Origin of the sequence: Bacillus sp. HMA207, assembly GCF_003402455.1 — a bacterium.
GTDB lineage: Bacteria > Bacillota > Bacilli > Bacillales > Bacillaceae_G > Bacillus_A > Bacillus_A cereus.
The window spans coordinates 1,304,908-1,324,195 of sequence record NZ_BEZT01000001.1 but is presented as its reverse complement, the minus strand read 5'-3'; the positions used below and the strand labels follow the sequence as shown (position 1 = coordinate 1,324,195).

The window sequence follows — 19,288 nt, the reverse complement described above, 5'->3', positions numbered from 1 at the left end:
ATCACTATGATTGCTTCATTTAAAAATAAAACTTTCCTTATTACTGGTGGATACGGTTTTATTGGTTCTCACTTGGCACGAAGACTTTTAAATTTACAAGCAAAAATTGTTCTTTTCATAAGAACACCATCAAACTCTTGGAGACTAAAGGATATTCTAAAATATATTGAAACCTATGAAATAGATATACGAGATAAAAAACAAGTACAAGATGCAATAAAGAAAATTAATCCCGATTATATCTTTCACCTGGCAGCCTATGGTGTAAATTCTGCCCATACAGATTACATCCATGCTATAGAAACAAATGTTATAGGGACTTGTAACATTATTCAAGCAGCAAAATTGGTGAATTGTAAAAAAATCATCAATTTTGGGAGTAGTTCTGAATACGGTAACAAGATGGAACCTATTCATGAAAATATGTTACTAACTCCTGTGGATATCTATGGAAGTACCAAAGCTGCTGCTACTATACTCGCCCATCAAATTGCTAGCGAAAACAATATTAATCTTATAACATTAAGACCTTTTGGCATATTCGGAGAAGGCGAAGAGCCGCATAAAATTTTTAGCTATATAATCTTGCGAGTATTACAAAACAAAGATGTAAATTTAACTTTATGTAATCAATTAAGAGATTATTGTTATATAGAAAATGTAATAGATGCCTGTATCCTAGCAGTAGAAAATACTACTGTACAAAATGAAATTTTTAATATTGGGAGCGGCACTATTCACCCCTTGAAACATTATGTAGAATTATTATTCAAACATTTGAAAACCAATTCCAGACCAAATTACGGTGCAATTTCCTCTAGAACAAATGAAAGATGGGTTCCTGAAGCGGATGTGCAAAAAATAAAAAACTCTCTTTCCTGGGAACCTAGAATTAATATTGAAGAAGGAATTATAAAAACTGTTAATTGGTATAAAAATAATAAACATTTATACCTAACCCCCTAAAAATAGGGTACTAAAGGAGGTGGACTAATTGTTAAACCAAAACTTTAATAATGCTTTTTACGGAAAAAGAATTTTAATTACTGGACATACTGGTTTTAAAGGTTCTTGGTTATCCCTATGGTTGAATGAATTAGGTGCTACTGTAATCGGATATTCATTAGATCCTAAAAATAAAAATGATAACTTTAACATTACTAACCTTCAAAATAATATAATTGATATTCGTGGAGACATTAGAGATTTTAATAAATTAAATAAGGTTTTTACAGATTATAAACCTGAAATTGTATTCCATTTAGCTGCCCAACCTTTAGTTAAGTATTCATATGAATATCCTAGGGAAACATACGAGGTAAACGTTGTAGGGACTATGAATGTACTAGAGGCAATTCGATTACATGAATCAGCTAAAATAGGAATTATGGTGACAAGTGACAAGTGCTATGAAAATAAAGAATGGCCTTGGGGTTATCGTGAAATTGACCCTATGGGCGGCCATGACATATATAGCTCAAGCAAAGGATGCTGTGAACTTTTAATTTCTTCCTATCGAAATTCTTACTTTTCAGAAGAAAACTTTTCTCAACACAAGAAAATAATTGCAAGTGTTCGAGCTGGTAATGTAATTGGTGGTGGTGATTGGTCAATAGATAGAATTATTCCTGATTGTATACGAGCATTAGAATCAAACAAAAAGATTATTATTAGAAATCCTACTGCTATTAGACCCTGGCAACATGTACTAGAACCTTTAAGCGGGTATTTACTCCTTACAGAAAAAATTATAAATAATGGTATCCTTTATTCAGGAGCATGGAACTTCGGGCCATCCCTAAGCAATATTGTTCCAGTAGAAAAATTAGTGACCAGTTTACTAGATATTTGGGGCTGCGGGGATTGGACAGCAGAAAATATAGGTCCAATAAATTTTCATGAAGCAAATTTACTAAATCTTGACATTAGCAAAGCAAAATTCAATCTTAATTGGCAGCCAAAATGGTCCCTACAACAGACTTTAGAAAATACAATAGAATGGTATAAACATTATAATTCTTACACCAGTTCTGAGATGATAAATCTATGTATTAGCCAAATCAAACAATATTGCATGCTTTGAACTACTCCCACTTCCCCATACTTGCTGTGAGTTCCTTATGGAGGGAGTCTTCTTGGTTAAAATAATAAAAGATACATTAATTTTTATAGTCTAAATTATAAACCTACTATACCTAAAATTATGTGATTGTCCATTAACAAAGATTTTATTTCTTCGGTTATTTCAAATCAACTATTGACATTATACTTAAGAATAAAGGAATCACATATTTTTCTAGTGATTCCCTTGTTCTGAGAAAATAATGTCTTGCTTTAACGACAATACAGTATATGCGATTATTAATTTATTTGTTCTAGTTATGAAAAAATCTATTCCTGTCAAAAGAGCTTTCTTCAAAGAAAAACTTCCTATTTTCTTCTACTTATCCTACCCGAAAAGTAACTAAGATGAAAATTTTGATAATTATATCTACTATTATAGAATTATCCCCTTCTTGTAGCTATTCCACTAAAGTTCATGCTTATATATTGATTCTCTGATTTATTATCACCAATGTTGATGAATTCATGCATTGCTTATTCTATACACAAATTGCTTTTTGAATTATCTTTTCAGAATAAGTAAAGAAGGCTTTCTCTTTTATGCACTTCTTCCCTACCAGTCTTTAATTTACCTTTAATCAACAATAAGAACAAATCTTCAATATAGTACATCTTCTATAAAACAAAACCATAAGTAAGATAATTTCACTATTACAAATAATGAGATGTTCTGTTTCACCTTTTTACATTATCTAAAAAAGAACTTGTAGGAATTCTTACAAGTTCTTTTTTGTTTTCTTTATTGTCTTCTTATTTACATACGCAAGATTTATATATTTTATCGGATACATACTATATGTATCCGATAAAATAATTTAAAAATTAATATGTAATTGATCCGTTTTAAGAAAAGGAAATTTCATAAATCTTCAATCACAGTTTCTAAGTTCACCTGATAGAACGTATAAAGACTCATATCATCTTTTGATAATTTTTGGATGTTTTATTCTAAGTATATTCGACACAAATTGATTGTTTTTTATGAATTTTCTTGAAAAATATTGTAATATCACTCCATTTTTTCTTCTATTTTGTTATGATGTTTATAATTAAATTGGATTAGGATTTTTTTAGAAAATGGGGGCGTATATTATGAGTGTTTCAGTAAAGGGAAATGAGCAATTAACCTCTCTATTGAACGACTGGTATCGAGCTATGCTATCTCAACAAGTTATAAAAGCTACTAATCTAAAAAAGAAAATTGATGAAAAAATTAATAAGTTAAGCATTGAGCCGGATCAAGAACATCAGGATCAAAATTTGTTACTATACTATTCACTACTCGAATTTCGTTACAAGGTCTTAACAGATAGCCTTGGTATTCAACAAAATAGTTTTGATACTATTAGCGATTATGATATGCCTACAGATCAATTTCTACAATTCTATTATCATTTTTTCAAATCCATTCATTCCACTTTTATATCTAATTATACTGAGGCAGAGGAACATTATAAACTAGCAGAAAAAATATTGGTAGCTATACCAGATGAAATTGAACATGCTGAATTTTACTATAGAATTGCTACTTTCTATCACCATACCTATAACAATCTCGCTTCTATCGAGTACGCAAATAAATCGAGAGCAATCTTTTCAAAGTACGAAGGTTATGAAGTAAAAACAGCCTTTTGTAATAGTTTGCTAGGTGGTTGCTGCATCTATTTAAAACAGTACGAACAAGCAGAAGAATATCTACATTGCGCAATTGATTTACTACAAAAAAATAGGGAAGAAGATTCCTTGTTATACGTAAAAAATACTATGGGGTGGCTGTATTCTGATCAAAGTATGTCTACTTTAGCTATTCGTCACCTTTCAGAAGTAACAGAGAAAATCCCTACACACTTCAAGGCCATCTTCCTACAAGCTAAGGAACATTATAAGTTAGGAGAACAATCAACGGCCAGCCAACTCATTGATAAGGGACTACAGATTTGTAGAGAAATTCATAACGAAGAATACACACACCACTTCTCTATTTTAAAAAAATTAAACGAAAATATTCCATTGGAAGAATTAGAAAAAATCATTCAAGAAGGAATCTTATACTTTGAGGAAGAAGAATTATGGGAATATGTTGTCGAATACGCCGAATTATTTGCCACAAAATGTAGACAATTAGAGAACCACCAAAAAGTAAGTGACTATTTCCATATTTGTTATCAAGCAAGACAAAAATCAATCGCAAAAGGAGTGTTAAAATAATGAAAAAAATTAGCTTATTATTATCAGGCATTGCTTTTATTGGGGTATTAACGGTGGGAATTTTTCAGTTTTCTAAAACAGATCAGCTTGCTACTCATGGGCATTATCCTGCTCCTTCATATAGTGTTGACGATTATGGTGGTGCACCACCACAAATTTAATGTAAATGTATTTAAAAACCCTCCAAATGGAGGGTTTTTAAATGGCTTATCTGCTTGTTCAATACGCATAGAGAGTACATATTATACTTATTTACTATGTTATAAGATTTTTCATTTCCACTCTGTAACAAGATTCTAGCATTCTCTCCTAGAATCTCAACTTAAATCTTAAATCCACCAATTAACTCTTGAAGTTCTTCCGCCATCTGTGCTAATTGTATTGCTGAAGAATTTATCTCTTCCATAGAAGCATGTTGTTCCTCAGATGAACCAGCTATCGTTTGCATACTTGAAGAATTTTCTTTTACAGCCATAGCTATTTGATCAATCGATGTATCAACTTTCATTGCATCAGTTGTCATTTTATTTGATAGTTCTACCATACCCTGCACTTTTGATACAATATCATTTGCAGATTTTGAAATCTCATAAAAACTTTGTTTTGTATCGTTAGCAACCTTAATTCCCGACTGTACTTCTACGCCTACTTCATTCATAGCTTTTACAGTCTCATGTACGTCTGCTTGTATTTCCTTAATTAAACTTCCAATTTCCATTGAAGATTCGGATGATTGCTCCGCCAACTTTCTAACTTCATCAGCAACAATTGCAAACCCTCTCCCCTGTTCCCCAGCTCTAGCTGCTTCAATCGCTGCATTTAATGCTAATAAATTTGTTTGTTCCGCAATATTTTGAATCGCTTCTAATATACTGCCAATTTGCTGTGATTTCTTATCTAATAATTTTATGACATTATCGGATTGAGAAACAGAGTGATGGATAGACTGCATTTGTGTTACAGTTTGTTCTACTAATTGTTCACCTTCATTTGCTTTTTGTTTAGTGTATATGGATGAAGCCGATACTTCAGAAGCATTCTCAGCTACGTATTGAATATTTCGTGTTACCTCACCAATTAATTCAGCTCCAGACTCAACTTCATTATTTTGAACCTCTGCACTGTTCGAGATTTCTTCCATCTCTTTTGTAATTTGTTCTGTCGCAACACTTGCTTGCTCTACACTAGCAGTTAGTTCCTCAGAAGACGCAGCTACATGTCCTGCAGATGTGTTAATTTGAGAAATAATATTACGTAACGACTCTGCCATTGTATTGAAACTACCACCTAATTGACCAAGTTCATCCTTTGAACGAATATCTATTTTCTCGGTTAAATCTCCTTGACTAATTCTTTGAGCTGAAATGACTAATTGTCTTAGTGGAGTAATAATAGATCTAAGTATGAATAGAATTACAATTCCACCTAACAATAATGAAGCACCTATTATAGTGAGCGTTTTATAAAAAATAGGATTGGTAGCTTCTTCAATTTCTTTCGTAGGCATTACGCCAGCTATTTTCCAACCTGTTTTTTTATTTGTCTTAAAGCTTATGTTTCGATCTTCACCATTGAGGCTATAAGTAATTACTCCATCTTCTGTCTTGTACAATTCATCCACTAAAGTTTTATCTAATTTCTCTCCAGGTTTTAGTGATGGATGAACAACTATAGTTTTATCTTGACTAACTATAGATACAAATCCTTGCTTCCCAATTTTTATCATTTTGGATGTTTTTACGATATCTTTAATATTCAAATCTACGCCAATGACACCACTTTTATCTGCATTCTGCTTTGCAATTGCAATTACCATATTTCCTGTAGACTTTGATTTATATGGAGATGAAACAATAATCTCTCCATCTGCTTTTACTGCATCCTTATACCAACTGCTTTCTAGCGGATTAAACCCTTCTGGTATTTTTCCAACAGGTGCATGAATAAATTGATTGTTACTGGATGCCGTATAAATTGTTTCTATCTCTGGATGTAACTGTATATATTGATCAAATTTATTCTGTACATTTTGCGATTGTTCAGGATTATAATCCCCTTGTGTGAGTACCTTTGCAAAATGAGTGATATCTGTATGCTTATTTTCTAATTCATCATCAACAATCTTATCTAAAATACTTATATTATCTTTTGCTGATTGTAGAATTGTTTCATTAAGATCTGTTTTTGCTTTATTATAAGATGATACTCCTACGATAAGGCTTGGTATAATTAATATTGCTATAAATGCCATAGACAACTTCGTTTTAAGCTTTATTTGCCCCAATCTTTCTTTTATATTAAACACTAGCTACTTCTCCTTTTCATTTTTACTACTTATATAGTTTATTTAAATTTTTCTCCTTTACTTTTCCACATTCATTTATGGTACCATTCGAAATGAAACCACAATTACATCCTATTATCCATACTTTATAATTTAGAGATTTAATTTTCACAGACAGAGTTTTATCTGTCCTCCTTTCGAATATGTTATTTTTCTAGATTCAGCAATTATTAGACTACGAATTATTCCAAATAAACTTGATGCAACATATACTTCATTTAAAAAATAATTATTGGATTTGTTTGGATAAAAATCTAGTTTAGCGCTAATCCAATCGGATGAAATTCTTACCATAATACATTCACTAAACATAAATAAGTAATTTTTTTTTAATACTTATATTTAGCTGCCTTTTAACCATTCTAACTGTATTATTTCATCGTTTTATCTATTTATTAAAACCACTTTTGTATTATTGAATCACTAAACTATAAATTCTAAATAGGAGAATAAAATAAATTAGAGAATTACATTGTAACACATATATATAAGTTGTTAATATTAAAATTTAAAACTTTACTATTTTTCATATGCAATATTACATGCGAAAAGCCATAATTTTTTTGTTATACTATGCATGTGGATTTTTCATCCAAAATCCACCCAAACGCATATTTATATATATGCCACCCTAATTGATGAAAGTGAGAAGAGTGTTTATCATTTTTCTCACTTTTTTATTTAGGCTCTGTTAATATTGATTATTGATAAAAAGTATTAAATAAGGGAAGACACCTTAGAGTTGGTGCTTCCCTTATTTGTTGATTATTCAAATCTAAAATAGGTATTTTCTAAACCTATTCTTTGCTTTAATGTTCTGCCCAAAGCATAATTATTTGGTAATTCTTTTTCAATGACACAAATAATATAACCTGCTTTTCCTGTTGTTAAATTAGTTAGTTGTAAGTAGTTAGTGTTGTCGTAGATATAAGAAATAATATATTCATAGAAATTATTTTCTTTATCTTCTCTATTCATACCAACATTGTACAACCTAACTCTTGCTCCTACCCAAATTTCCTCATCATCATCAACATTACTTAAAGGCATCCATTTCGAGTTATCCAATATTTCACCCTTTTCTTAATTCATTCGTTTATACACGAATGTTGCTAGACACAAACTATCATAAGCATCCGTCATTTCATTGATTAGACGACCACCGACAGAGAAAAAAGACTCAACATAGCTTTTTACCCATTGAAACACTTGCTCTTTTAGTTATTTTTACATTTTGAATCTACGAAAATGAATTCCCTTATAAAAACTCTAACAGAGAATCTTCCTTCCAAATTTCACCTAGGGAATTATTTGTTTTCCAAAAAACCTACCAACATCTTTATCAACTCATTTTAGAATATTTAAACAATAATTCCATATACATTACCTGTATAAATTATTCATTTTCTTTTATATAAGACCTACCTTTTTACTTTTAATAGATTATTAGACATTGGATTATTATACATAAATCCCAAAAACATGCGGTATTTTGTAGAATTTTGTCTATCAATATGTATGTACACCCTTTTGTAGTGGATATAGACTGTGAGGTGTAAGGAGATACCTTACAAAATAATAAAAAGGAGATTATAGAATGAGTAGATTAACAAAGTTCTCAAAGTTAGTATTTGCAACTTTAATTGCGGGAAGTAGTCTAAGCACCTTTGTTTCGTCACACAGTGTACAAGCTGACACCTTAGATCCTAATTACCAAGACAATGTAAAATTCATACCACCTTCTAGTGCTAGGCCAAAATTGGAACAAAAAAACACTATTGTTCCAGAAGCAAAAGTTGTTAAAAACCATTATGTAAAGTACTCTAAAGCACATTTCCAAACTAAAGAAAGTATACCAAAAGAGATTTATTATTCTTCAGAAGGCTTTAAGGGCTATATACAGGCAAGTACCGTTTGGGATATGGGAGATCATTTCGCAACACTATATTCCGGAACCGTTATTCGATGTTAGACTTTTAATCCATTCTCCCCTAATGCTTAAAATGATTAATAACTCACTGCCAATACTGTAATATCTATTGTTCATAAAATAAACCACAAAATCTTTCGATTTCATGGTTTATCAAATATAAAGATAATGCTAAACGAATACTCTAACATTACCTTCCCCAAAGTTAATTATAGAGTATTTTCAAAAAAAAGACACTCTTGTAGTGTCTTTTTTATAGTATTTTCAAAAAAAAGACACTCTTGTAGTGTCTTTTTTATAGTATTTTAAAAAGAATTCCACCTACTAACACCTTTTTGTTGCGCCTATTCGTTTATTTCAATATGATACTTTTCCATCTCGTATATGCAATAGACAATGATAGCTAAACTCCAACTGACACTATAATAATTATGTGTGTAGAAGTCATAGCCCGCTTTAATACCTTTCTCTATTACAACTAATGTAAATCCTAAAGCCACCCATCTGTTAATTTTCATCTTTATAAACGTTAAAGAGATAATTATTAAAAATAAAATATTTGTAAGATGATTTATCATTAGCTCATATTTTTGAATGTATACTGCCATTATACAAGCAACGATATTAGTCGCAATGCCAAAGGCAATCACCGCTCCCCAAACCCTGTCCAAAAGTCCCACTCCTGAGTCAGTCCCTTCCTAAACAAATATCCCTTTCTTTAATTCGTTCCTACACCCTATTCAAGATATGCTAAATTATCCTTGTCTGATGAATATCTATTTATCTTTTCATATAGAGCAAACAAAATTTCTACTCATAATTTTTTCTTTATTAGACAAACTATGTCTAAGCCATTTGGACTAACGGCTTCACTCTTCTGGTAATGGGATAGCACAATTTATTGAATTGACTAACTCATTCAACCCACTGGCACCGGCAGGCAACAAAATAGTTGTCTGCCATTTTCATGTATACTTTTTCTAATTTCATTTCAAACCAAGTGTGTGCTGTACTGATTTCAAAAGGACAGAATTTCATTTTTTAAAATGTAAAAAAGATAAGGTCCTGTCTACTTTTGGTATAGGACTTTTTCTTTTCACACATACTATTTTTGAACCTGTTTACCAATACGTGTCCTAATGGTATCTTGAATTCCTCCTAAAAAGGGCTGCAGATACGACTGCATGCCCTTTTATTTACGTTGCTTCTCTATATTGAATAAAATAATTAAAAACTAAAAATGTAATATTACATATTTTTTCTGTTCAGATTATGTTAGGATTTACTTCGTAGTCGAATTATGGTTTCGTATCTAATTCAGCAATATGTGAACTGTTTACCTAAAGAAAAGACACCCAAAAGGTGTCTTTTCTTCTTTTAATCTAAAAAACATTTTTTCTTTTCAGTAAGATCCAATTATCCCTCTAACCTAAACCTCATAATTAAAGGCAATTTAATCATGGTACTCAAGAGTTTTCATCCATTTCAATATACCTATAGCTTAATTTAAAATCACATTTCCAGCACTATATTTGCTTTCCTACAGATTTTCTGTCTTGTTCTTAATTCTGTCAAAATCCTCATGTAGCTATACAAAGAATATATGCTACTATGATATTAAGAAACTATGCGTTCCCTTAACCCTGTATCCGGCCCTGTATTTATTACAGGGTTTTTGTTTATTTTATTTACTTTTATTGGCTTATAAGGGTTAATACACAACCAATTTCAATTAAAACCGTTTAAATGTTAGTTAGGATTTGAAAAAATATATCTATTAACTTTTTTAACAAATGTAATCTAATATTAAATTTCTAAATCTATACTGTACTATACACCAGTTAACACTATATAAATAGTATTAACTATCTTAATTGAATATTAGTAATAGTAAGTATAAATATTACCAATTTACTACATCTTACATTTATGTAAAAATAAATACATGTTAAGCTTTTTCAAAATCTTTCCCCTAATAAAGATTTGAAGTAGCATTTCATGATTCTCCTTACTGTTAATATGCCTTGAAAAAGAACCCTATAGGGTTCTTTTTCTTCTCATTATAACCTCAGTAAGTCCTTATTTAACATGCAAAAAGGACTGCTAATTATTTGCAGCCCTTTTACACGTTAATATACACTTGTATTACATGCTTAAAACTTTATTGTATTAGGTATTTATACCAACTAAACATGCCATTATCATTTAGATATATAACACTTCAAAGTTTAGAAGTATACAATAACAAATCTTTCCCAGCTTCCAGCTACATAACTAGTAGCTGTTAATTCTCTACCACCATTTGCTGATATATATCTACCATTACTTAGTGCTTGTAATACATATATCCTATTGTCTCCACCATTATATAAAATAAACTTTTCCCATGCACCAATTGATGTACGATCTGCTACTACTCTACCATTTGGCTCAAACGAAACATACTTCCCATTACTTTTAGCTTTTAAAGCGTACGTATATAATTCCCCAGTCGGAATTAATTCGAATTTCTCCCATTCATTAACTGCATTACGATTTGCTATTATATTTCCCGAAGGCTCAGCCGAAACATATTGTAAATTTGCTGCCTGTATAGCAACTGTCCAACTTCCATTAAATAAATTTACGCCTTTTAGTAAGCCTGCTTTTGATAGATTGGCTGCCGATACATCATTCGATGGTATAATCATCACTATCATTAAAACCACCGACAAAACCATTAAAACTAACCTTTTTGAGATTGTATTACCACTTGCACGTGTTATGAGCCTTTTCATTATCATTCCTCCCTTAATATACAGAACTCATATACATTATACTAAATATGTAAAATATTGTAATAAAAGAAAGGGTTTATCAACAAATACCTTACTATTCTGTTTCTTTTTTCTCAAATCTATAGCACTTAAACATGTATCAATTCTCAAGCGCATTTTTTAAATTATTTTCCCCTGATAAAAAATATAGCAGTTGATGACAACGAGAGTATATATAAAAATGAGAGTATTTTCCTTTCACTTTTCTTTAAATAAAAGCCAAATAGCCGTTCACAATGAACGACTATTTGCATCTAATTAATACTTAGAATGTTTTTCATATTAATCTATTTTGTTTAATCCTGTTGAAGTAACTTGATAGATTCTTTTTTTGCCCATATATTCTTGTTTATTATTCTCAAGATTAATAAGTGTAGCTCGTGTCTTTTCCTTTACTGCATCCCCTTCTATATGGGTAAACTCAATGTAATCTCCCACTTTTACGGACACGATTTGGCTTTCAGCAGTTTGTTGTCTATTTCCCACGATTTCCTTTTTGTACACAACACTACCGGTTAAACTCTTTACTGTAATACTTGCATACGTATTATTAAAGTAAGAATGTGGTACGCCTGCTTCTAAGTTCACCTGCATTTTCTCTGTTGTCCTATTATAATCTACTTTTGCGATTTCTCTATCACCATATCCTTTTAATGACCACCCAAAATGATTTCCATCTAAAACCGTTGTTTCTGGCATTTTTTCTACTTTCTTCAAGCCTTCTTTTGTAACTTGATATCTTGCTGTTTTTCCAATGGTTTCATTTTTGTTATTTTCAAGGTTAATTAAAGTTGCTCGCGTTTTTTCCTTTGTTGCTTCTCCTTCTATATGGGTAAATTCAATGTAATCCCCTACCTTGACGGGCACAGTTTGGCTTTCAGTATTTTGTTGTTTATTTCCCACGATTTCCTTTTTGTACAGAACGTTACCAGAAGAATTCTGGACCTTAATACTAGCATACGTACTAGCAAAATAGGAATGTGGTACACCTGCTTCTAGTTTTACCTTCATCTCTTCTACCGTTTCATCATAATCTACTTTTGCAATTTCTCTATCACTATATCCTTTTAATGACCATGCAAACTTGTTTCCTTCTAAAATTGTTGCTTCTGGCATTTTTTCTATTTTCTTCAGGCCTTCCTTTGTAACTTCGTATAGGGCTTTTTTTCCAAAGCTCTCTTGTTTACTATTATCTACATTTGTAAGAGTAGCTCTATGTACACCTTCTAGATGTGTTAACTCTATATAATCGCCTACTTTGACTGGAACTTTCTGCGATTCAGCATTTTGCTGTTTGTTTCCATAAATCTCTTTGTTATAGACCACTTTACCTGATGTGTTTTGCACTTTAATACTTGCATATGTACTATCAAAGTAGTCATGTGGTACACCTGCTTTTAGATCAATTTGCATTTCTTCTGTTGATTTATTTAAATTTACTTTCGCAAATTCAAAATCTCCAATCCCTTTCAGCGACCATGCAAATTCATTACCTTCAAAAATGTTTGGAGATTCATTTTTGATTTGTACCTTTTTCTCAACAGTTTGATCAAATATATCCGTTAATACAATTTTTGCATAAGCATTTGTTGGTAATGATATAGATTGACTGATTCCATTTTGATAAGATTTAATATCATTAATTACGTTAATAGGCTGGCCCGTCATATTTTCATTGTTATAAATTTCAATTTTTCCCTTAAATTGCGGTGTACTATTTTCTTTTAGTTTCCAAGATACATTTAATTTTTCATTTTCATAATATATAGATTGGATATCAAAATCTAGTTTTCCTATTTCAGGTTGAGTAGGTTGATTTAGCGTGAATATTTTTCCTGCCCCAATAGTAGACTGCGTATTACCTCCTGCTTTGACCCATACATATTCTGAAGTAGATCCTCCATCATATTGATAAGTATTATCATGCGTTCCAGAAATACTTTGATTATTCCAAGAACTCCATTGTTTATCAACTAATTTTCGGCTATAACCATTTTTCAAGCGCGCTTCTCGAACATTCTGTCCACTATCAGCCCAGTCTTCTTGAAACATTCCTAAACCATGATTAAATACAACATTAGCAACCGGAAAGTCCATAATTGCAATTTGATGCCATTTATTCTTTGTTACATCTTTCATCCATTGTCCAAATTTAGTATGACCATTTTCTTGCCATGAACGCATTGTCATTGTGTACCAATTGTAGTCTTTCCAACCATAAGTTGTTTGAACCTTCATTCCTGTTCCTTCTCCTCCAAAGGGTCCAGCTTGCGAATTCGGAGATAAGTATTCGGCCTTTATTGCTTCTTTAGAGGAAATTGGATCCCATAAGGCAAAATGTAAAGTACGTTTTCCATTTTCATCAAACCCACTTTGTTGTTGAAAACCAGCATATCCTCCAGCTTCACCACCTGCATTCCAGTTGTGTACAGCCCAGTACGTATAAGGTGGTGTCTGAACTGGTGACCAGTCTATACTAATAATATCTGAGGCAGATATATTTTGGGGACTCACATAAACTGCTGGAGCAGCTGAATGTGTTGCAGCTTTAGTGTGCAAAATAGACGTTCCAAACATAGAAAACATGCTACATGCTGCGGTAATTATAATAACTTTATTAAATCTTTGCTTTGTTTTCTGACTAATCACTAATCTACATCCTTTTCTAATTTTTATTATTGAATACTAACGTAGTAGAGAAATCTATCAAAATTCAAACAACATCCAGTAATTCTTTAAAATACTGGATGTTGTTCTATCTTTACATCTGATTCTTACATATTAATTGATTGTAATTGCTTTCCATAACGATAGTGCAAATATCCAATTCGGGTCACCATTTCCTTGATGATTTTGAACAGCTTCATACACTGTCCCTTGATGTTCTACTTTATCGCCCTTTGTATATGCCTTCTTTGGATCCCATTTTTCATAAGATACATTTTGATCTTTGGTTTTTACAAGAAGAATTTCACTTTGGATTGATGTATTTCCAGCTGCATCTACAGCCTTCACTGCATATTTATATTCCTTATTAACTGTTAAGTTTTGATCAGTAAACGTCGTTCCTTGTACCGTTTGAATCAATTGTCCATCGCGTAATACCTGATATTCTTTTACACCTACATTATCTGTAGAAGGATTCCATTTTAGCTCTACACTGTTAGAAGTAAGGTTGCTTGCATATAATCCTTGTGGCTGTGTTGGAGCTTCTGTGTCCGGTTTCGGATTAACAATTTGATTTACTTTCTTCAGACCTTCCTTTGTAACTTCGTACATGGCTTTTTTTCCAAAGCTCTCTTGTTTACTATTATCTACATTTGTGAGAGTAGCTCTATGCACACCTTCTAGATGTGTTAACTCAATAAAATCTCCTACTTTGACTGAAACTTTTTGCGATTCAGCATTTTGTTGTTTATTTCCATAAATGTCTTTATTGTATACTACTTTCCCTGATGCATTTTGTACTCTAATACTCGCATATGTTTCATTAAAATAATGATGCGGTACGCCTGCTTTTAAGTCTACTTGCATTTCTTCTGTCGATTTATTGAAATTAATTTTAGCAAACTCGAAATCACTAATTCCTTTTAGTGACCATGCAAACTGGTTTCCTTCTAAAATATTATTTACATTAGGCATATCTGGTTTAATTGGATTAGAATCCGTACCCTTCCAAATCTCTGCTGTTAAAATTGGATATCCTAATGCAGCTACTTTTTGAATGGTATCGTTATTTGGACGTAATCCCCACTTCTCAAAGAAAGGAATCAAATTTTGTTTGGCTACTTTTGATGCTGAAATCATAAATAATTGTTTTTTATTTTCATCAGTTTGTGGAAGTTCACTTGAAGGCATGTCTCTATACAATTGATGCAATTTAGGATAGAAATCCTCTCCATACGCTAACTGTAGTTGCCAGAGCATAACAAGTTTTACAAAAACATCACTAATTTCGTCATAATTTTTATTCGTTTGTTCTAGATATTGAAACGCTTTTGGATAAACTCCACTTTTCTCTAAGTTGGATGGTTGATTAAATGCTTTTTCTACAGAAAGGCTGTATATATTATTTTGTACTTCTGTCATATTATAAAACTTCCAGGGTGATTGTTGTCTCAAATGTCCTGCCTCATGCCAAGGACCCCATCCATCTGTTACAAATTTATTAATATCTAACACGTATTGGATTGCATCTCCTACATATGCTGTTCGATAAGAAGTTGCATACATATAATAATCAGGAGAATGATTTTCTTCTACGTAATGAACATAATGTTTATCTACTTGTTCTTCAGATAATCCAGCTACTTTGTCTTGAATTCGAGTAGCTTCATCCATCTTTTTTAAGAGTTGTACAGGATCCGTATTAGAACCCAACAAATATTTCTTAACACGTGCAGGGCTGGCCGTAATTAATACACGTTCGCCTTTTAACTCCACTGCATGTGCATTAGGATACTGGTCCAGCATGTTTATTAAATCTTGTTTCGTATGCTTTCCTAGTTCAAAGAAAGGCGTAGTCGTTCCACCTGTTGTGATTGTTGTTCGAATGGTACCACCTTGTTGTTTATTATAAAAATAAATCAGCCCCCCATTTGGAGATTGGATTGTGTTTATACCAGCTTTTAATGTGAATGATTTTATCTTAGAATCTTCTCTCCAAGAAGCATCATACGAATACGTTCCAATATATACCTGAATATCTTGATTACCTTCTACATTAATCGTTATTTGTTCATTTGGCTTTGCATATAAACCAGTTGGTTCATATGGACTAAATGCCATATTTTTTCTTTCCTGTTGTTTCAGTACCTCAACATCCCCTTTTCCTGGGACCGTAAATACTCTATTTTCTGATTTAACTGACTTTTCACTTTGCAGTGATGTCGATAAATTTTTTTGCTGCTCCTTTTGCTCCGCAAAGACATCTGATGAAGAAATCATTCCAGTCGCAAGCATAGTTACTGTAGCAGTGGCCGCAAGTATTTTTCTAGTTTTATGTTTTGAATTATTCCCCATATTATCTCCCTCATTTTTCCTTAGTACTCTTAAGTTTTTTGTTTTCTTCTCCATTTTTTTACAATCTAAGCTATTCATACTATTTAAGTTGTGTCTATTACTCTATATTTTTTCATAAATATCTCCTTTTCTTTATGTATTATTGTATATAAATGTTATTTGATGACACATTAAATAACAAATTTACGATAAACTCATCGATAACAGCCTATTATGTTTTGATTCTGTATTCTAAACTTCCATCCAATTAGAGAAATATATCCAATTGGGGAAATAAGTAAATAAATTACAACATTTAAAGGTTGAGATCTCACGAAAAATTCATAAAACTTTTTTCACTTTAAAGGTTAATACAATTGCAAAGACATTTGTTTAAAACTCCACCTTTTTTATAATAAAAAGCATCTAATTCTATTTGAATTAGATGCTTACTTTTTGTCCTTAGAACAAATATTCTAAACTATTTATGTGCTTGTAAATCTTTTTTTATTACATCCCAGAGTGAATTATCTTGACACATCGGTTTACCCTCTTCATCCCATTTTATTTTTTCTGTTCCCAATTCATAATTCATCCCTGTCCATGTGTCTTCACGGAATGCATAGAATGATTTATGCCATCCTTTTTGGTTAAAGATAGAAATAAGATCTTGCATGTATTGGGTAGCACCTGGAACAGTACGGTTAATTCCAAACTCCTCTGCAATAATTCGATTAGATGGTACATGATTTTTCTTAGACCATTGTTGAACTGGCTTCAAAAACTTCTCTAATCCCTGTCTATTCCACATTACTGGTTTCTCTAAATCCCCTACTTTTACTAATCCTGGATATTGATATTCCTTGTTTTGTTTTTCACCTTGGCTCGTTAATTCATATGGTTCATACATATGAAATGCGTATAGTGTTTTTTTATCCTCTACTGGTTTTAAATATTTAAAGGCCCATGGAGTAGCATATAAACCTGAATCTAAAATAATCGGTGTTTCTTTGTCCACTTCACGAATGGAGTTAATCACCTTTTCATAAAATCTGTTTAAATCAGCTGTCGTTCCTTTTACTTTTGCATACCATTTCTCGTAATCTTCCGTCCAAAAATCATTATATCTATTATTTTTAGCTGTTTCTGGATGTGGTTCATTTATAATATTATAACCAACCACCGCGGGGTGATCTTTTAATTCCAGAGCGAGGTCCTTCCAAAATTGACTTGCTTGTTCTTGATACTTCTCTTCTTCCCATATTCTGTCGTCATTCTTATTCTTATTAAATTGGCGCCATCGATCACCAGGTAAGGATAACATTGTAAGAACGACTTTCATTCCTTGTGATTGTGCGGCATCTAAATCCGCCTTTAATTTTTCTAGATCTTCCTTTACTAATCCCCGATAGTTATCTGTATTACCTATTAGAAAATCCTTTCCAGAAGTATCTAGTTTATCCTCAAATAGAAAATCTTTATCTTTTGCCCATTTATCAGGTGCTAAACGTACATATTCAATATTAGCTTCTTTTGCACTTTTATAGTTTTCAGGTAATGACGTACTATTCATGAAATTAGTACCCTTTCTTTTCGAATCCCAAAAACTAATTTTTGAATCGCCCTTGTGGTATGTATCAGCTCTTACATTCATTTCCTGTACTCCAAAACTCATCATGCCTAATAACGCAACAATTGGCAAAACTTTTTTCACAACTTTTCCTTCTTTCTCTTTATATTTAACACACATAACATACCTTTGTTTTGTTACAGGAATATGGCAATTTTCCAAAAATACCTTTTAAATTTATACATTGGTAGTTCATTCATAAAAAAAGAAAGAGATAATTAGAACGTTGCTTCATTTTAAAAGAAACAAAAAAGGAATCCTTTACGGATTCCTTTTTGCAATGCACTCTTTTTCAAATGGTACATTTTGCACCTACTTTTAGTATAACTTATAATTCCTATAAAATAAATAAGATTAACTGAAATTTACTTCAAATTGTGATAAAAAACATAATTAAAAAGCGCAGATAACTAAATATCATCCCTTTTATTAAATAAAAAAGATTAAATAATTCCCCCTCCAAACTAGGACCCTTTTACACTGTTTACAAATATTGTTATAATTAGATAAACTAAAGCATTATCCCATTAACAAAGGGACTCCATAATTGGAGTCCTTTTGTTAATTAGCTATTAAAAATGATAGCATGTGATTATTGTATAATTTCTTCCTTTTTTAGATCTGCATATTCGTCTACGAAATCCCATAAACCTTGCTTTTCGAAGTAAGAAATACTTTTTTCACTTCTTCTAAGAGTTTAATTGCTTCATCTTTATTAAGAGAACGTAAAATATTGAAATGATATACATACTCTTCATTTCCTAATTCCATACAAACTGCTAATCCTTTTTCAATAAGTTCTTTTACAATATTTGTTTTTCTTAGCTTATAGTGTTCACGCGCTTGTAAGAACATGCTTTAAAATGGGCAATATTCTTCTCTGTCACTTCTGATAAATGACGAATTGCTAATTTAGATAAATTTTGAGTTGCATATAATAGTCCTAGATTATGCCTTACTATTAAAATCAATTTTTCTTCATTATGTTTTTGCAAAAGGTCAATGGAACGATTGAAATGTTCTTCCGCTTTTTCAAATTGCTTTAAGAATATACGAGCTGTCCCTAATGCGGTTTCACAAGAAGCAACTTTCACCTCATATCCCATTAGCCCTAAATACAAGGAATATAGATACTTATTTTACTTTCAAAGGCTGAAACCTTGCTGCATAACTACTGAAAATAAAGTGAAAAGACGTTCAAATCCATATGGATAGATCGTCTTTTCACTTTATTT

The 19,288-nt window shown here is 31.6% G+C and carries 13 protein-coding genes and 1 pseudogene; 5 read left to right on the top strand and 9 right to left on the bottom strand.

What is annotated here, in order from left to right; genetic code table 11:
* Positions 1-6 precede the first annotated feature (6 nt).
* From HMAS_RS07005 to HMAS_RS27620, 4 genes are all read left to right on the top strand, one after another.
* Positions 7-966, top strand: coding sequence for an NAD-dependent epimerase/dehydratase family protein (locus HMAS_RS07005; protein ID WP_000561952.1), 960 nt, complete (start codon positions 7-9; stop codon positions 964-966).
* Between the two features lie 28 nt (positions 967-994).
* Complete coding sequence (rfbG, locus tag HMAS_RS07000; protein ID WP_116344733.1) at positions 995-2,083, top strand: CDP-glucose 4,6-dehydratase; 1,089 nt, start codon at positions 995-997, stop codon at positions 2,081-2,083.
* A 1,133-nt stretch (positions 2,084-3,216) separates the two neighbouring features.
* Entirely contained in the window at positions 3,217-4,332 is a 1,116-nt protein-coding gene (locus tag HMAS_RS06995; RefSeq protein WP_000116953.1) for a Rap family tetratricopeptide repeat protein, read from the top strand.
* Positions 4,332-4,493 carry a hypothetical protein gene (locus HMAS_RS27620; protein ID WP_000724106.1) on the top strand — a complete coding sequence of 54 codons (162 nt, stop codon included), beginning with the start codon at positions 4,332-4,334 and terminating at the stop codon, positions 4,491-4,493. The genes HMAS_RS06995 and HMAS_RS27620 overlap by 1 nt, the downstream gene beginning before the upstream one ends.
* A 161-nt stretch (positions 4,494-4,654) precedes the next feature.
* Here HMAS_RS27620 and HMAS_RS06990 read toward each other — a convergent pair whose 3' ends face one another.
* From HMAS_RS06990 to HMAS_RS28220, 3 genes are all read right to left on the bottom strand, one after another.
* Complete coding sequence (locus HMAS_RS06990; RefSeq protein ID WP_061113061.1) at positions 4,655-6,637, bottom strand: methyl-accepting chemotaxis protein; 1,983 nt, start codon at positions 6,635-6,637, stop codon at positions 4,655-4,657.
* Positions 6,638-7,441: 804 nt separating this feature from the next.
* Positions 7,442-7,726: a hypothetical protein gene (locus HMAS_RS06980; RefSeq protein WP_002024558.1), complete on the bottom strand. Its 285-nt coding sequence runs from the start codon at positions 7,724-7,726 to the stop codon at positions 7,442-7,444.
* A gap of 33 nt (positions 7,727-7,759) precedes the next feature.
* Complete coding sequence (locus HMAS_RS28220; RefSeq protein WP_002026153.1) at positions 7,760-7,885, bottom strand: hypothetical protein; 126 nt, start codon at positions 7,883-7,885, stop codon at positions 7,760-7,762.
* Positions 7,886-8,273: 388 nt separating this feature from the next.
* Here HMAS_RS28220 and HMAS_RS06975 point away from each other — a divergent pair, with 388 nt between their 5' ends.
* Complete coding sequence (locus HMAS_RS06975; RefSeq protein ID WP_000088960.1) at positions 8,274-8,648, top strand: hypothetical protein; 375 nt, start codon at positions 8,274-8,276, stop codon at positions 8,646-8,648.
* Positions 8,649-8,950: 302 nt separating this feature from the next.
* On the opposite strand, the gene HMAS_RS06970 is transcribed toward HMAS_RS06975, so the two are convergent.
* The 6 genes and pseudogenes from HMAS_RS06970 to HMAS_RS06945 form a co-directional block, all read right to left on the bottom strand.
* Complete coding sequence (locus tag HMAS_RS06970; protein ID WP_025708929.1) at positions 8,951-9,286, bottom strand: hypothetical protein; 336 nt, start codon at positions 9,284-9,286, stop codon at positions 8,951-8,953.
* A gap of 1,548 nt (positions 9,287-10,834) precedes the next feature.
* Entirely contained in the window at positions 10,835-11,383 is a 549-nt protein-coding gene (locus tag HMAS_RS06965) for a fascin domain-containing protein (protein WP_025708930.1), read from the bottom strand.
* Positions 11,384-11,704: 321 nt separating this feature from the next.
* The gene (locus HMAS_RS06960) at positions 11,705-14,071 is read right to left on the bottom strand and encodes a putative mucin/carbohydrate-binding domain-containing protein (RefSeq protein WP_025966605.1); all 2,367 of its coding nucleotides are present in this window, start codon (positions 14,069-14,071) and stop codon (positions 11,705-11,707) included.
* 132 nt (positions 14,072-14,203) lie between these two features.
* Positions 14,204-16,444: a M60 family metallopeptidase gene (locus HMAS_RS06955; RefSeq protein ID WP_048535921.1), complete on the bottom strand. Its 2,241-nt coding sequence runs from the start codon at positions 16,442-16,444 to the stop codon at positions 14,204-14,206.
* Between the two features lie 460 nt (positions 16,445-16,904).
* Positions 16,905-18,173 carry a glycoside hydrolase family 5 protein gene (locus HMAS_RS06950; protein WP_025966506.1) on the bottom strand — a complete coding sequence of 423 codons (1,269 nt, stop codon included), beginning with the start codon at positions 18,171-18,173 and terminating at the stop codon, positions 16,905-16,907.
* A 496-nt stretch (positions 18,174-18,669) separates the two neighbouring features.
* Positions 18,670-19,156: pseudogene (locus HMAS_RS06945) on the bottom strand (tetratricopeptide repeat protein); the annotation flags it as partial.
* Between the last annotated feature and the right edge of the window lie 132 nt (positions 19,157-19,288).